The organism is Brevundimonas vesicularis NBRC 12165 (genome assembly GCF_001592205.1).
In the GTDB taxonomy this organism is placed as follows: Bacteria; Pseudomonadota; Alphaproteobacteria; order Caulobacterales; family Caulobacteraceae; genus Brevundimonas; species Brevundimonas vesicularis.
Window position 1 is genome coordinate 99,035 of sequence record NZ_BCWM01000003.1, and the last position, 14,832, is coordinate 113,866.

The 14,832-nt window shown below is 64.8% G+C and carries 8 protein-coding genes; 7 read left to right on the top strand and 1 reads right to left on the bottom strand.

The features are described 5' to 3' along the window. Positions 1 to 24: 24 nt before the first annotated feature. The 5 genes from BVE01S_RS16460 (at position 25) to BVE01S_RS03500 (ending at position 8,583) form a co-directional block, all read left to right on the top strand. The gene (locus tag BVE01S_RS16460) at positions 25 to 141 is read left to right on the top strand and encodes an SDR family oxidoreductase (protein WP_174523841.1); all 117 of its coding nucleotides are present in this window, start codon (positions 25 to 27) and stop codon (positions 139 to 141) included. Positions 142 to 150: 9 nt separating this feature from the next. After that, on the top strand, positions 151 to 1,284 hold the full coding sequence (gene lldD / locus BVE01S_RS03485) for an FMN-dependent L-lactate dehydrogenase LldD (protein ID WP_066624352.1): 1,134 nt from the start codon (positions 151 to 153) through the stop codon (positions 1,282 to 1,284). Positions 1,285 to 1,810: 526 nt separating this feature from the next. Continuing rightward, a complete protein-coding gene (gene galA / locus BVE01S_RS03490; protein WP_306301760.1) occupies positions 1,811 to 4,279 on the top strand; it encodes a beta-galactosidase GalA in 2,469 nt (822 codons plus the stop codon). A gap of 67 nt (positions 4,280 to 4,346) precedes the next feature. Beyond that, positions 4,347 to 7,070: a TonB-dependent receptor gene (locus tag BVE01S_RS03495; RefSeq protein ID WP_066624358.1), complete on the top strand. Its 2,724-nt coding sequence runs from the start codon at positions 4,347 to 4,349 to the stop codon at positions 7,068 to 7,070. A 70-nt stretch (positions 7,071 to 7,140) separates the two neighbouring features. Further along, complete coding sequence (locus BVE01S_RS03500; protein WP_240612062.1) at positions 7,141 to 8,583, top strand: glycoside hydrolase family 53 protein; 1,443 nt, start codon at positions 7,141 to 7,143, stop codon at positions 8,581 to 8,583. 51 nt (positions 8,584 to 8,634) lie between these two features. Here BVE01S_RS03500 and BVE01S_RS03505 read toward each other — a convergent pair whose 3' ends face one another. Beyond that, positions 8,635 to 9,726, bottom strand: coding sequence for a DUF2332 domain-containing protein (locus tag BVE01S_RS03505; RefSeq protein WP_066624361.1), 1,092 nt, complete (start codon positions 9,724 to 9,726; stop codon positions 8,635 to 8,637). 355 nt (positions 9,727 to 10,081) lie between these two features. On the opposite strand from BVE01S_RS03505, the gene BVE01S_RS03510 reads away from it, so the two are divergent. Further along, complete coding sequence (locus tag BVE01S_RS03510; protein WP_084375280.1) at positions 10,082 to 11,962, top strand: methyl-accepting chemotaxis protein; 1,881 nt, start codon at positions 10,082 to 10,084, stop codon at positions 11,960 to 11,962. Positions 11,963 to 12,178: 216 nt separating this feature from the next. Further along, the gene (locus BVE01S_RS03515) at positions 12,179 to 14,668 is read left to right on the top strand and encodes a TonB-dependent receptor domain-containing protein (RefSeq protein ID WP_066624552.1); all 2,490 of its coding nucleotides are present in this window, start codon (positions 12,179 to 12,181) and stop codon (positions 14,666 to 14,668) included. Positions 14,669 to 14,832 lie beyond the last annotated feature (164 nt).

Genomic DNA, 14,832 nt, shown 5'->3' on the forward strand with positions numbered 1-14,832 from the left:
TCGAAGGCCGCATCCCGCTGGGGCTTGGGCCGGCCGGAGGACATCGCCTCGGTCGCCGACTTCTTGGCCTCGGACATGGCGGGCTATATGTCCGGCGCGGCGCTGCTGGTCGATGGCGGCGCCTTCGCCAACTTTCAGTAGGGCCAGGCAGTGATCATTTCGTCGCCGAGCGATTATAGGGAAGCCGCGCGGCGCAAGCTGCCGCCCTTCCTGTTTCACTACATCGACGGCGGCGCCTATGCCGAGCAGACCCTGCGTCGCAACGTCGAGGACTGGCAGTCCATCGCCCTTCGCCAGCGCGTGCTGCAGGACATGACCAGTCTCAGCCTTGAGACGAAGCTGTTCGACGAGACCCTGCGCCTGCCGATCATCCTGGGGCCCGTAGGGCTGACCGGCATGTATGCGCGCAGGGGCGAGGTCCAGGCGGCCAAGGCGGCGGCCTCGCGCGGCGTGCCGTTCACGATGTCGACCGTGTCTGTCTGCCCGATCGAGGAGGTCGCGCCGGCCATCGACCGGCCCATGTGGTTCCAGCTCTATGTACTGCGCGACCGGGGCTTCATGAAGAATGCGCTGGAGCGGGCCAGGGCGGCAGGGGTGAAGACCCTGGTCTTCACCGTCGATATGCCGACGCCGGGCGCTCGCTATCGCGACGCCCATTCGGGCATGAGCGGGCCCAATGCCGAGATCCGCCGCATGGTCCAGGCCATGACCCATCCGGCCTGGGCCTGGGACGTCGGGGTGCGCGGCACGCCGCACGATCTGGGCAATGTCTCGGCCTACCTGGGCAAGCCGACGGGTCTCGCCGACTATATCGGCTGGCTGGCCAACAACTTCGATCCGTCGATTTCGTGGAAGGATCTGCAATGGATCCGCGATTTCTGGGACGGGCCGATGATCATCAAGGGCATCCTGGATCCGCAGGACGCCCGCGACGCCGTCAGCTTCGGCGCAGACGGCATCGTGGTGTCGAACCACGGCGGGCGTCAGTTGGACGGGGTGCTGTCGTCTGCCTGCGCTCTGCCCGCCATCGCCGACGCGGTGAAGGGCGAGCTGAAGATCCTGGTGGATTCCGGCATCCGTAACGGTCTGGACGTGGTTCGCGCCATCGCCTTGGGCGCCGACGCGGTCCTGCTGGGCCGGGCGTTCATCTATGCCTTGGCGGCGAACGGTCAGGCAGGTGTCGAAAACCTGCTGGACCTGTTCGAAAAGGAAATGCGTGTCGCCATGACCCTGACCGGGGCCAAGTCGGTCGCGGGCATGACCCGGGAGATGCTGGCGATCTGACCCGCGTCAGATCGCCAGCCTTTTATCAGCGATAGGCGACAGCTGCCGAGGTCAGGCCCGCAGCTTGCTGCCGACGCGTTAGCAGGTCCGGCTAACCCTGATCGGCGCGACGCGTGACGCATGCCGTTTCTGTTGTCGGTGATGGAACGCTTAAGGCGACGATCTCCCAGCCAACCTCGGCCCCAGACATCGACGCACGAGATCACAGGCGCCGCTTCAATAGCACGGCCCGAGGGGCGGGATTGGCGCGCCCTGTAAGGTGAAGGCCAGGTTGAACTGATTAGCATCGACGGTCATTTCGAACATATTCATTTGTAAAAAATCTTCCACATATGATGAAAGCGCTTGACGGATGTGGGTGAGAGGGGGTCTCTGACACCGGCAGCGAAGAGAACATTCGCGTCGGGAAACGCTTGGATATGCCTAGGTCTGCAGCCCAAATCGAACGGAGGCCGACCTTGTCGGGGCGGGCGGGCGCGCAGTCATGAGGCCGTCTCGCAGAGGTCTTCTTCAGGGGTCTGGCTTGGTGGGCATCGCTCTGGCTGTGCCTGTCGCGGCGAACTCCAAGGCTAGCGTCCAACGCGGCAGGTATGCCCCTCGCAGTCGGGAGAGGCTGGCCACCGGCTGGCGTTTTCATCTTGGCCACGCCCAGGATCCAGACAAGGATTTCGGCTTCGGGCTGGATCAGCGCACCTATGCCAAAGCAGGCGGCAAGGTCGCAGCGGCCGCAGCCGCCGAGTTCGACGACAGCGGATGGTCAGCGGTTCAGCTGCCGCATGATTGGGCGGTGGATCTGCCCTTTGTCGAAAGCGTCGATGCGCGCTTGGCGCAGGCGTCCGGCATTCCGGGCGAGGCGCCGACGGACGATCCTCGCGCCGCTCATGGGTTCAAGCCGCTGGGCCGGGAGTTTCCCGCGACCAGCGTCGGCTGGTATCGCCGCGCGTTGGACATCCCGGCTTCGGCGGCCGGCAAGCGGCTGTGGCTGGAGTTCGACGGCGCCTTTCGCGAGAGCCTGGTCCTGATCAACGGCTTCATCGCCCACGAGCATGAAGGCGGCTATTCGCCGTTTCGCGTCGACATCACGGACCTGATCGCGGTCGGGGAGCCGAACACCCTGGTCGTGCGGGTGGACGCCAGCCTGGGCGAGGGTTGGTTCTACGAGGGCGCCGGTCTCTATCGGCATGTCTGGCTGGTGACGACAGACCCCGTCCACGTGCCACAGTGGGGCGCAGTTGTGCGCGCCAGCCCCGCAGGCGACGGCGCGACGGCCGAGATCGAGCTGGATCTCGTCAACGACGGCGACGACGCAGCGGCCTGCGAGATCGCGTTTCGAGTCATCGATCCCGAGGGTGTTCCGGTCGCCGCAGGTCAGGCGGCGACGACTCTGGCGGCGACGACTCTGGCGCCGCACAGCCGGGGGCAGGTCTCGACGGCGCTGTCGTGGGATCGTGCGGCGCTGTGGTCCATTGAGACGCCGCGTCTTTACACCCTGGTCGCCGAGGTCGTCGTTGCGGGCCGCCTGACGGATCGATTCGAGCAGCTATTCGGCGTGCGCACGGCGGTGTTCGACGCCGCGCGCGGATTCCTGCTGAACGGCCGGCCGGTCAAGCTGAAGGGCGCCTGCTGCCATCAGGATCATGCCGGTGTCGGCGCGGCGGTGCCCGATCGACTTCAGGCGTGGCGGATCGAACAGTTGAAGGAGATGGGCTGCAACGCCTATCGCGCCTCGCACAATCCGCCGACGCCCGAACTGCTGGACGCCTGCGACCGGCTGGGCATGGTCGTCATCGACGAGACGCGGCGGATGGCGACCGACGTCGCGGCCATGGGCGAGTTGGAGGCTTTGGTTCGGCGTGATCGCAACCGCCCCAGCGTCATCGCCTGGTCCATCGGCAACGAAGAGCAGACCATTCAGAGCAATGCGCGCGGCGCCCGCATCGCCCGCGTGCAAAAGCGCCTGATCAACCGCCTCGATCCGACGCGGCCCGTGACGGCGGCCCTGGACAGCGGCTTCGGCGAGGGCGTGTCCCAGGTCGTGGACATCCTGGGCTTCAACTACCGCACCGATCAGATGGAAGCCTACCACGCGCGGTTTCCCAATCAGCCGATCCTAGGCAGCGAGACCGGCAGCACGGTGTCCACGCGCGGCGAATATTTCAACGACCCGGCCCGTCACATCGTGCGCGCCTACGACATTGAGCATCCCTGGTGGGCCTCGACGGCCGAGGCCTGGTGGACGCTGGCGGCCGAGCGACCCTATATCGCCGGCGGCTTTATCTGGACCGGTTTCGACTATCGCGGCGAGCCGACGCCTTTCGGACGTTGGCCCAGCGTCGCGTCCTTCTTCGGCGCGATGGATTCCTGCGGCTTTCCCAAGGACAATTATTGGTACTATCGCGCCTGGTGGCGTCCTGAGCCGCTGGTGCATCTGTTTCCCCACTGGACGTGGCCGGGCCGCGAGGGTCAGCCGATCCCGGTCTGGGTCCACGCCAATGTCGATCGGGTCGAGCTGTTCGTGAACGGCCGTTCGCAGGGCGCCAAGGACGTCGTGCCGAACCGACATCTGGAATGGACAGTCCCCTATGAGCCGGGGGTGATCGAAGCGCGCGGCTGGAACAATGGCAGGGCGTTGCCGCCGGTACGCCGCGAAACCGCAGGCGCGCCCGCCGTCGTCGAACTGACGGCAGACCGGACCCGGCTGAACGCCGACGGTCAGGACGTGGCCATGCTGAAGGCGCGTATTCTGGACGCCAGGGGACGCGAGGCGCCGGCGGCCAACGACCTGCTGACCTTCGACGTCCAGGGCGTCGGCCGGATCATCGGCGTGGGCAACGGCGATCCCAACAGCCACGAGCCGGACAGGACCGGCCGACGGCGGGCCTTCAACGGTCTGGCCCAGGCTATCCTTCAGACGACGACCGATCGCGGCGCAATCACGGTGACCGCCTCGGCGCCCGGCCTGCGATCCGGAGCGGTGCGTCTGCGGACGACCTGAGACGTCGAAACCAAACACAACACGAGGGGCGCTCGCACACGAGGCGGCGTGAAGAGGGAGAGACAAGATGAGGGTCAACAAATACAGGCTGCTGGCCGCGACGGGTTTGGTGACGGCATTGATGGCGACACCGGGTTTTGCCCTGGCGCAATCGACCCCGCAGAGCACGACGGCTGATCAGAGCGCTGATCAGGACGCGACAGAGGTCGGCGAGGTCGTGGTGACCGGTATTCGGGCGGCGCTGCGCAACGCCCTGGCCGGCAAGCAAGCCGCAAGCAATGTGGTTGAGGTGCTGTCGTCCGACGACATCGGCGCCTTGCCCGAGGCCTCGATCGCCGAATCTCTTGCCCGCCTGCCGGGCCTGACGTCGAACCGCGACCGTGGCAACGGCACCCAGATCTCGATCCGAGGCATGGGGCCGAACCTGGTCAACACCTTGTTGAACGGGCGCGAACTGGTCTCGGCCGAGGCCAGCCGCAACATCCGTTACGAACAGTATCCGGCCGAACTGATCAACGGCGCCTATGTCTACAAGTCGCCCACTGCGGCCCAGGTCGAGGGCGCCATCGCCGGTCAGGTGGACCTGCGCACGGTCAAGCCGCTGGACTTCTCAACGCGCCGCATCGTCGCCAATGTGCGCGGCGTCTACAGCGATCTGGCCGAGGATATCCCCGATGCCGATCCCGCCGGCTATATCGTGTCTTTCTCCTATCTGGACCAGTTTCTGGACGGCAAGCTGGGGGTGGCCCTGGGCTATTCCGGGCGGCGTCAGGCTGTCGCCACGGCGCGAACCAACATCTTCCGTTACACCAACAGTTTCGCGGACCTGAACGGCGACGGTCAGGGCAACGACGAAATCCCCTTCGGCTATGAGGCTCTGGTGCGGGGAGGCGAGGATAATCGCGACGGCGCCTTGGCCACCGTTCAGTACAAGCCGAATGACCAAGTGTCGCTTACCGCCGATCTGTTCTACTCCAAGGTCGCCTATGACGAGACCCAGCGCGGCTTTCGCCTGGAAGACTTGCCGTTCGGCAACAGCTTCACGAACGCCACGGTCCAGAACGGCGGCGTGACGGGGATCACGGCGACAAAACAGGCGGACTTCGGTCTTCAGTTGCGCAACGTCAACGAGCTGTTCAACTTCACGGACGAGCTGTGGGCAGGCGGCGTGAACGGGGTCTGGCGCGGCGATCGCTGGAAAGCGACGGGTGATGTCGCCTATTCGACGACCAAGCGCGACCAACGCTTCATCACCGTGCGCACCGAGGTTCACGACGTCATCGGCGGCGTGCCGGTCGAACGGAATTCCGGCGTGACTAGCACCTTCAACTCGCGGCCGGGACATGCCGCCGACTTCGCCTTCAACGTTGACCTGACCGATCCGTCGATCAATCGGATCACCGAGTTCCAGATTCCGGAAGGCGGCGGCGGCGCGCCAATCATCAACGACGAACTGTTCAGCGCCAACGGCGACTTCGAACATGATCTGGACGGATTCTTCACCAGCGTGCAGTTCGGCGGACGCCTGACCGATCGGTCCAAGGACTTCACACAGCGCACACAGTTCGGCTTCGTCAACCCGGCGAACCGCACGCAGATTCCAGCCAACCTGCTGAATGCGCCGGTGGTTTTTCCCGGCGACTTCTCGAACGTGCCCCGCACGCTGTCTTTCGACATTCTGGGCGTGATCGACGCCTATTTCGGCGACATCAATCCGACGACGTCGGACTTCGACCGTCGGTCCAGCTGGGAAGTGTCGGAAAAGACCCAGGCCGCCTATGCCAACATCGATTTCGAAACGACCCTTCTGGGGCGTGAACTGACCGGCAATCTGGGCGTTCGGGTGGTGCATACCGAAACCACATCGGACAGCACCCGCGTCGACCAGGGCGCGCAGACCGGCGGGGCGGTGGTGCTGACGCCCGTCAGCTTCACCAACGAATTCACCGACACTCTGCCCACGCTGAATCTGACGTGGAAGGTGGGCGAGGGCCAGCAGGTGCGCTTTGCGGCGTCCAAGGCCATCTCACGCCCGGCGCTGGACGATCTGAACGCCGGTTTCGGCGTGTTCGTGTTCGGCGCGCCCCAAGCCTTCGGCGGCAATCCGGCGCTGGAGCCGTTCCGCGCCAACCAGTTCGACCTGACCTACGAACACTATTTCGGGGCGGACACGGCCTTCACCATCTCGGCCTTCTACAAGGATCTGGAGACCTACATCGTCCCTCAGATCACCGACATCGTCGTCAATGTGAACGGCACTCCGACGACCGGAACCTTCCGTCAGCCGGTTAACGGCGAGGGCGGATACATCCAGGGCTTTGAGGTTCTGTACCAGCAGGCCTTCACCTTCCTGCCGGCGCCGTTCGATGGATTGGGCGTCTATGCCAACTATTCGTACACCGACAGCGACATCAGCGTCGCCGAGAACGACAACAGCATCGGCAACATTCCTCTGCCGGGCCTGTCCGAACACGTCGCCAACCTGTCGTTCTATTACTACAAGAACGGCTTCGAGGCGCGGATCGCAGGCCGCTATCGTAGCGAGTTCGCGACCGAGCTGGGCGACACCGACCGCATTTTGTTCACCGCGCCCGAGACGGTGGTCGATTTCCAGACCTCCTACGCCTTCCCTGAGGGCTCTCGGATGTCGGGCGTCGAACTCCTGTTCCAGGCCAATAACCTGACCGACGAGCCGTTCGAGACCTACTACGGCGATACGGCGCGTCAGGGCCGATACGAGAGCTTCGGCCGTCGCTTCTTCCTAGGCGCGACCTACCGCTTCGGCGGGTGATCCATCCTTGCCAGTGCCGGATCGATCTCGCGTCGATCCCGGCCGTCCCTCCGATCTCAGAGTTTCGTCCATGCCGATCTTCAACCGCCTCATGTCCACGATCTGCGGGGCGTCGATCCTGGCGGCGTCAGGCGTCTTCGCGCCCGTCCAGGCCCAGCCGCGGTTGGAGGCGCCGCCCGCCTTCTATTTCGGGGCCGACTTGTCCTATGTGAACGAGATGGAGGACTGCGGGGCCGTCTACCGCGTCGGCGGCGAGGCGCGCGATCCCTATCGGATCTTCGCCGATGCGGGGACCAATCTGGTTCGCGTGCGCCTGTGGAACGACGCGGAATGGACCCGCTACAGCGATCTGGATGATGTTCGCGAGACGATCCGGCGCGCCAAAGAGGCGGGCATGCAGGTTCTGCTCGATTTCCACTATTCAGACGACTGGGCCGATGGCGACAAGCAGATCGTGCCCAAGGCGTGGCGATCGATACGGGACGATGTGCCCGCCCTGTCCAAGGCGCTGTACGACTATACGTTCGAGACGTTGAAGGCGCTGGACGCAGACGGCCTGATGCCCGAGGTCGTGCAGGTCGGCAATGAGACCAATCCCGAGGTCATGGGCGAGGCGGATTGGAAGACTACGCGCTCCGGCATCAACTGGAGCCGCAACGCCGCCCTGCTGAACGCCGGCATCAAGGCCGTTCACGATGCCGGTGCGACCAGTGCAATCAAGCCGCGCGTGATGCTTCACATCGCTCAGCCGGAGAACGTGGAGCCTTGGTTTGCGGACGCCGCGCGATCGGGCGTGACCGGCTATGACCTGATCGGCATCAGCTACTATCGCAAATGGTCCACCCAGGACCTGGACAGGCTGGGCGGCACGATCAACCGTCTGCGGCATCGCTATGCCGCCGATGTGGTCGTGGTGGAGACCTCCTATCCGTTCACTAACGACGGCGCTGACGCCTCGCCCAATCTGCTGGGGCCCGACACCCTGTTGCCCGCCTATCCCGCCACGCAGGAGGGGCAGCTGAAATATATGAAGGACATCACCCAGACCGTCATTTCAAACGGCGGCAAGGGCGTGGTCTATTGGGAACCCGCCTGGGTCTCCACCTCCTGCTCGACACGGTGGGGTGTGGGATCGAACTGGGAGAACGCGACCTTCTTCGACTGGCGCGACCGCAACAATCTGACCTTGGCGGCGGGCTATACGCGCGAAGACTATGTTCAGCCGGCGCCGCTGACCTTCACCATTCGTCGGCCCGCCGGCCAGACGGGCCCCCTTTGGCTGTGGGGCGACTTTCTGGGATCGCGTGAGATCGCCATCCGGCTGGTCCCGTCCTCGGATGATCCCTCGGTCCTGACCTATACGACCACCGTCAAGCCGGGGCAGACGATCCGCTATCAGCTCTATGACAGGCTGCCCATCGGCACGGGGCTGATCGACGCGCCCGGTGGCTTCGCCAGCGCCCAGGTCTCGCAGACCGGCCTGCAAGTTCCCATCGTCCTTCCGGCGGATTGAGGGCGGGAGTGAACGGCGCCTGGGGGACAACCCGAGCCGTCGGTTCTAGAGCTACGCCGCCAGCATCGAGGCCGGCGACGCCAGCCACTCCAACTCGTCGCCGTAGGGATGGCAGTGCGCTAGGACGCGGGTTTCGCCGGTGGGCCAAGCTGTCAGGCGCAGTTCGACGTGGCTGCGGTCGCGGGTCCATTCGAAGCTGATCCAGAGCAGCGGGTGGTCGGCGTCGGCGCGGCGGCCTGCGGTCGAGAGCAGCGCTACGATCTGGCGACGGTCGTCGTCGCTGAGATATTGCAGCACCATGGTGTGCATGACTACGCGGCAGCGCCCGGCCGGCTGCGGCTCGGCCAGACGGTCGGTCAGCCAGGTCACGGCGTCGCCCTGATCGATGCGCGGCGGATGATCGGCGGCGATGCGTAGGGCGTTCTCGAGGCGTTGGGTGCGCGCCGGTTGGTCAGCCCAAGCGAAGGCCAGCAGTCGTTCGCGATGCGCCGGGTCTGCGGCGTTCAGCGGATTCAGATCGACGCCGCGCGCCGCCGCGATTGAGACCGGGCCGACCCTCGGCGAGGCGCCCTGCCACAGGGGTTCGATCTGCACGTCCGAGAAGGGATCGCCGGCTGACGCCGCCCCCAGAGCGTAGGCGTAGCGATCCAAGTTCAGGTTCAGGCCGCAGCTGGACCCGAGCTCAAGCAGCTCGAAAGGCATGGCGCGATCCAGAGGGGCGGCCATCAGCGCGCTCATCAGCGCGGCGGCGCGCGCCACCTCGTTCGTTTGCGGCGGATGCAGGATCCAGTCGGCGATGTATCGATCGTTCCGGGCCAGGGCGTCGGCCACGGCCGCGTCGAAGTCGGTGTGTTCGCGACGATAAAGGCTGGTCAGGGCGTAGGACCGGCCCGCACGCGCCAAGGCGTGCAAGGCGCCGTTCAAGCGCAGGGCCAGGGCAGCCGCAGCCTGATCTCCCGGCCAGTCATACAGCCGTGCGGCGGTGAGCGGCGCATGCGACAGCTGCCGGCTTGCGGCTTCGAGAACGCGGGCGACGAAGGGCGACCCCATTGCGCGGCAGCGGTCGGCCTGGGCCGCGAGTTCCTGGGTGAAACGGTCGGCGACGGGGCAGATCATCCAGTCACCAATCGCATCGTCGCGCATTCCGAATAAAACGAACTGTTACTTGTGTGTCCCCGGCCTGAAGAAGTATTCACCCGGGGGTTGCGACCCGGCGTTGCTTGAAGCGCGGACGGGAAGGGTGACTTACCTATGATCACCTCGCTTAACAGCGCATGAATCTCGCGAAGTTCAGGTCCGGTCGATGTAAGCGCCCGGGCATCGGCAGCTTAACTATCTTTTTAGTCGTTCCGTCATAGGGGTGGATAGTCACCTGAAAAACAGGGTGTTTTGCGTAGCTCGAACCGAAACCGGGCTGTGCGCAGTGGCGTCAGCTGAGTAATCGGTTGCCCCTAGGTAAGTACAAGTGCGTAACGGGGGCGAGCTCATGATGTCGAAGATGCGAATTCCGAGAAAGTTGCGGCTTTCCTTCATCCTGATCTGCGTCTCGGCGGCGATCATGATGGCGGTCTTTTTCGCGACGATCATGATGATCCGCGCGTCCATCGAGAGCAACAATCTCAGCCGCACGATCGAGGCACAGGCGATGTCGCTGGAAACCGCGATCCTGCGTCAGAACAGCCAGTTCCGGGGCTTTCTGGTCACCGGCGACGAGACCTATCTGAAATCCTACTACGAAGGGCGCGACGAGTTCGACAAGGTCGTTGTCGAGCTGAAGGGACAGCTGGGCAACGCCGAAAAACAGGCGCTGCTCGAAAAATCGCGCCTGGCCACCTTGGCCTGGAGGGCCGAATGGGGCGATCGCATGATCGCCGAAGTCCGCGCCGGCAAGCGTGAGCAGGCCCAGCAAGAGGTGCGCGACGCGGGCAAGAAGGTTCTGGTCAGCGACGCCGTCCTGCCTCTGCGCGATCTGCGCGAGGCCGAAGCCGCGGTCACCGAGAAAAATCTGGAACGTCAGCAGGCTGCGATCGTCACCGCGATCATCGCCCTGATTGTCGGCGGCATCGCCCTGATTACGATCGCCATGGTGCTGTCGGCCATGCTCAGCCGCATGATCGCGCGCCCGATCACGGTTCTGACCGAGGCCATGGGCCAACTGGCAAAGGGCGACAACGATATCGTCGTCGACGCCAGCCACGCCGACGAATTGGGCGACATGGCGCGCGCGGTTCTGGTGTTCCGCGACACGTCCGTGGCCAAGGCCGAGGCCGAACGGGCCAAGGCGGCCGCCGACCTGGCCAAGGACGCCGCCGAGCGCGAGAAGGTCGTCGCCGACGCCGCGCAACGTCACGTCGTCGAGGCGTTGGACACGGCGCTGGAGGCTCTGGCCGCCGGCGACCTGACCCACACCATTCGCACGCCGTTCGCCCCGGAGTATGAGCGTCTGCGCACAGCCTTCAACGTGGCGGTGCAGGGTCTGGAAGAGAGCCTAGCCAGCGTCGCCGGGTCGGCCCAGAGCGTGCGGCTGGGCGCCACTCAGATCTGCTCCGCGTCCGAAACCCTGTCGTTGCGAACCGAACAGCAGGCGTCCAGCCTGCAGCAAACCACCACCGCCACCAACCACGTCACCGACATGGTCGGCGACACGGCGCGCAGCGCGGCCAACGCCCGCAACGCCATCACCCTGGCCAATGGCGACGCCGCGGACGGTCGCGTGATCGTTGAAGAAGCGATCGTCGCCATGGACGCCATCAAGGCCGGATCTCAGGAGATCGGCGAGATCATCAACATGATCGACGCCATCGCCTTGCAGACCAATCTTCTGGCCTTGAACGCCGGCGTCGAGGCCGCGAGAGCGGGCGATGCCGGACGCGGTTTCGCCGTTGTCGCCGGCGAGGTGCGCGAACTGGCCAAGCGCACCGTCGACGCCGCCAAAGACATCAAGCAACTGATCAGCAAGTCGTCGGACGAGGTTCGGCTGGGCGTCGATCGGGTCGGCGAAACGAGCGAGATGCTGGCGCGGGTCGTGTCCAAGATCGGCGACGCCAACACCCTAATTGTGGACATCGCGCAAGGGGCGCAGGTCCAGTCCGAGAACCTGAAGCAGGTCAACAGCGCCGTCGGCAGCATGGACCGCATGACCCAGCAGAACGCCGCCATGGCGGAAGAGGCGACGGCGGCCGCGCGCATCCTGGCGACCGAAGCCGACGAGCTGGCGACCTTGGTTTCCAGGTTCCGGCTGAATACGACGACCCCGGCCGCGCCGGCGCCTCGCCGAGACACCGCGTCCGCGCCGCGACCGGCGCCTAAGAGCGTCCGCACGGTTGGTGCGCTCGCGCTGTCCAGCGAAGCAGCCGATGACGACTGGAACGAGTTCTAAGATATCAATCTAGTTGAGTGGTAAAGAAACCGGCGCAACAATCCGAACTTCGTAAGCGCCGTTATGTCAGTATTAATTCGTAGTCTGGCATTATAAATTATCAAACACATCCGTGTTTTATTGATAACAGCCATGCAAGAAACTGCATGGAAGAATTTCCGAACGAAAATCAGTTGTCCAGTCTCTGCACTGAAAGACAACGCCTTGGAGGCTTCCTTGAAATCCCTGTACCTCACGGCTGCGTTTGCGCCGCTTATCCTCGCCATGCCTGCTCATGCGCAGACGCAGCCTGCGCCGCAGCGCCAGACAGCCTGGGAGGCCAGCCGGACGCGGGCCAGTGACGACGTGATCGTGACGGGCGTGGCCAAGGCGCGCGACAGGCTGGACAGCGCGACCTCGACCAGCTCGATCAACGATGTCGAGATCGCCAAGATCGGCGCCTATTCCATCAACGACCTGTTCCGCACCATCCCCGGCATTCGCGCCGAGGCCAGCACGGGCGAGACCAACGGCAACTATACGATCCGCGGCCTGCCGATGGTCAGCACCGGCGCGAAGTATCTGCAGTTCCAGGAAGACGGTCTGCCGGTCCTGGAGTTCGGCGACATCCTGGCGCTGACGTCCGACTATTTCATGCGCTACGACTTCAACGTCGGCCAGATCGAGTCCATCCGCGGCGGGTCGTCCTCGACCTTCGCATCGAACGCGCCGGGCGGCGTGATCAACCTGATCTCGCAGACGGGTGAGGTCGAAGGCGGCTCGGTCCAGGTGTCTTCGGGCCTGGATTACGACACCTATCGCGGCGACTTCAGCTATGGCGGTCACCTGAGCGACACCGTGCGCTTCCACGTCGGCGGCTTCTATCGCGAAGGTGAAGGCCCGCGCGACGCCGGCTTCACGGGCAACAAGGGCGGCCAGATCAAGGCCAACATCACCAAGACCTTCGACGGCGGCTTCGTGCGTCTGTACGGCAAGATCCTGGATGAAACCGTCATCGCCTATGGGCCGACGCCTCTGCTGGTGTCCGGCACGAACGACGATCCCAACTACAGCGACGTTCCGAACTTCTCGATGACGCGCGACACCCTGACGTCGCGAAATACCACGGTCTTCCCGTTGCTGGACGGCGACAACAACCTGAAGCGCGTCAATCTGCAGGACGGCAATCAGGTTCAGGTGCGCGCGCTGGGCTTCCAGACCCGCTTCAACCTGCACGGCTGGACGATTTCCGAGCACATGCGCTACGCGCAGCAATCGGGCGATCAGTCCTTCAACTACCCGCTGGCCGTTGTGCCGGCGGCCCAGGCGCCGCTGGCGTTCGGTCGTCGTCCCGGAACCCTGGCCTATGCGACGGGACCGCGCGCCGGTCAGGCGATCACTAGCCCGACGACCCTGAACGGCAACGGCCTGCTGGCCTATTCGACCCTGGTCCACACCGATATCGACAGCCTGGACAACTTCACCAACGATCTACGCGCCAACCGCGTCTGGAAGATCGGCGGCGGCGACCTGACGACCACCGTTGGCGTCTATTCGGCACAGCAGGATCTGAAGTTCGATCGCCAATATATCCCCTTCCTTCAGGACGTGGTGGGCGGTGGAAACTCGGCCCTGGTCGACATCTTCAATACGAACGGCACGCCCCGCACGCAGGACGGCGTCGTCAACTTCTTCGGTCCCTCGGGCGCCGGGTCCAACTCGCGCACCGATGTGACCTACAAGGTGCTGGCGCCCTACGCCTCGCTGAACTACCGGCTAGGCAAGCTGGCGCTGGGCGGATCGATCCGCTTCGACAGCGGCGACGTCAGCGGCCGCACGATCGCCAACGGCCTGACCGACGTTCGCACCATCGACGTGGACAACGACGGCGTCATCTCTGAAGCCGAGCGCACCTTCGCCTTTGCGCCGGCGGCCAGCGCCACCCCGGTCGACTACGACTACGACTATGTGTCGTATTCGCTCAGCGCCAACTACCGCGTCTCGGACAGCTTCTCGACCTTCGCCCGTTACAGCGAGGGCGCGCGTGCCGCAGCGGACAAGATCCTGCGTTCGCCGGCCATCAGCAATGTCGACGGCGACCTGCTGCAGGCCGACGCGGCCTATGATCCGGTGAACCAGGCCGAAATCGGCATGAAGTATCGCGCCAACGGCCTGTTCGCCAACGTCACGGGCTTCTGGGCCGAGGTCAGCGAGACCAACCAGCAGATCCGCGCGGATGCCGGCGGCGTCACCCGTCTGGTGCTGGTCCAGCGCAGCTACGAGGCCAAGGGCGCCGAGTTCGAGGCCGGCGTGCGTCACGGTCCGTTCAGCCTGACCGGCAGCGCCACCGTCACCAGCGCCGAGATCACCAAGGCCGAGGACGCGGCCCTGGTCGGCAACTCGCCGCGCCGTCAGGCCGACCTGATCTTCCAGGTCATGCCGCAGTACGAGACGGACCTGTTCACGGTCGGCGCCAGCGTTGTCGGCACGACCGAGAGCTATACGCAGGACGTCAACCAGCTGAAGATGCCTGGCTACGCAACCGTCAACGCCTTCGTCCAAGTGCGCCCCATCGACCGCGTCGTACTGTCAGTGACCGCAAACAACCTGTTCGACGAAACCGCCCTGACGGAGGTATCGGCCGACACGCTGCCCGCCAGCGGCGTTGTGCTGGCCCAGGCCCTGCCTGGCCGCACCATCACCGCAGCCGTGCGCTTCTACTTCTGATCGAGACCAGGCCTCCGGGCGCATCGCCCGGAGGCCTGGATCGGCGCCGCTATAGGCGCTGCTGTTGGAGCGACGACGGTTTCATTCCAGCGCACACGCCGCGGCCTGATGCGGAAACAAGTTTGCATTAGACCGACGGCGCCGCCAGCAACTCTTTGTGCGTG

Coding starts and splice junctions, on each gene's coding strand:
- BVE01S_RS03495 (WP_066624358.1), top strand. CDS start 4,347: ATGAGGGTCAACAAATACAGGCTGCTGGCCGCGACGGGTTTGGTGACG.
- BVE01S_RS03500 (WP_240612062.1), top strand. CDS start 7,141: ATGCCGATCTTCAACCGCCTCATGTCCACGATCTGCGGGGCGTCGATC.
- BVE01S_RS03505 (WP_066624361.1), bottom strand. CDS start 9,726: ATGCGCGACGATGCGATTGGTGACTGGATGATCTGCCCCGTCGCCGAC.
- BVE01S_RS03510 (WP_084375280.1), top strand. CDS start 10,082: ATGCGAATTCCGAGAAAGTTGCGGCTTTCCTTCATCCTGATCTGCGTC.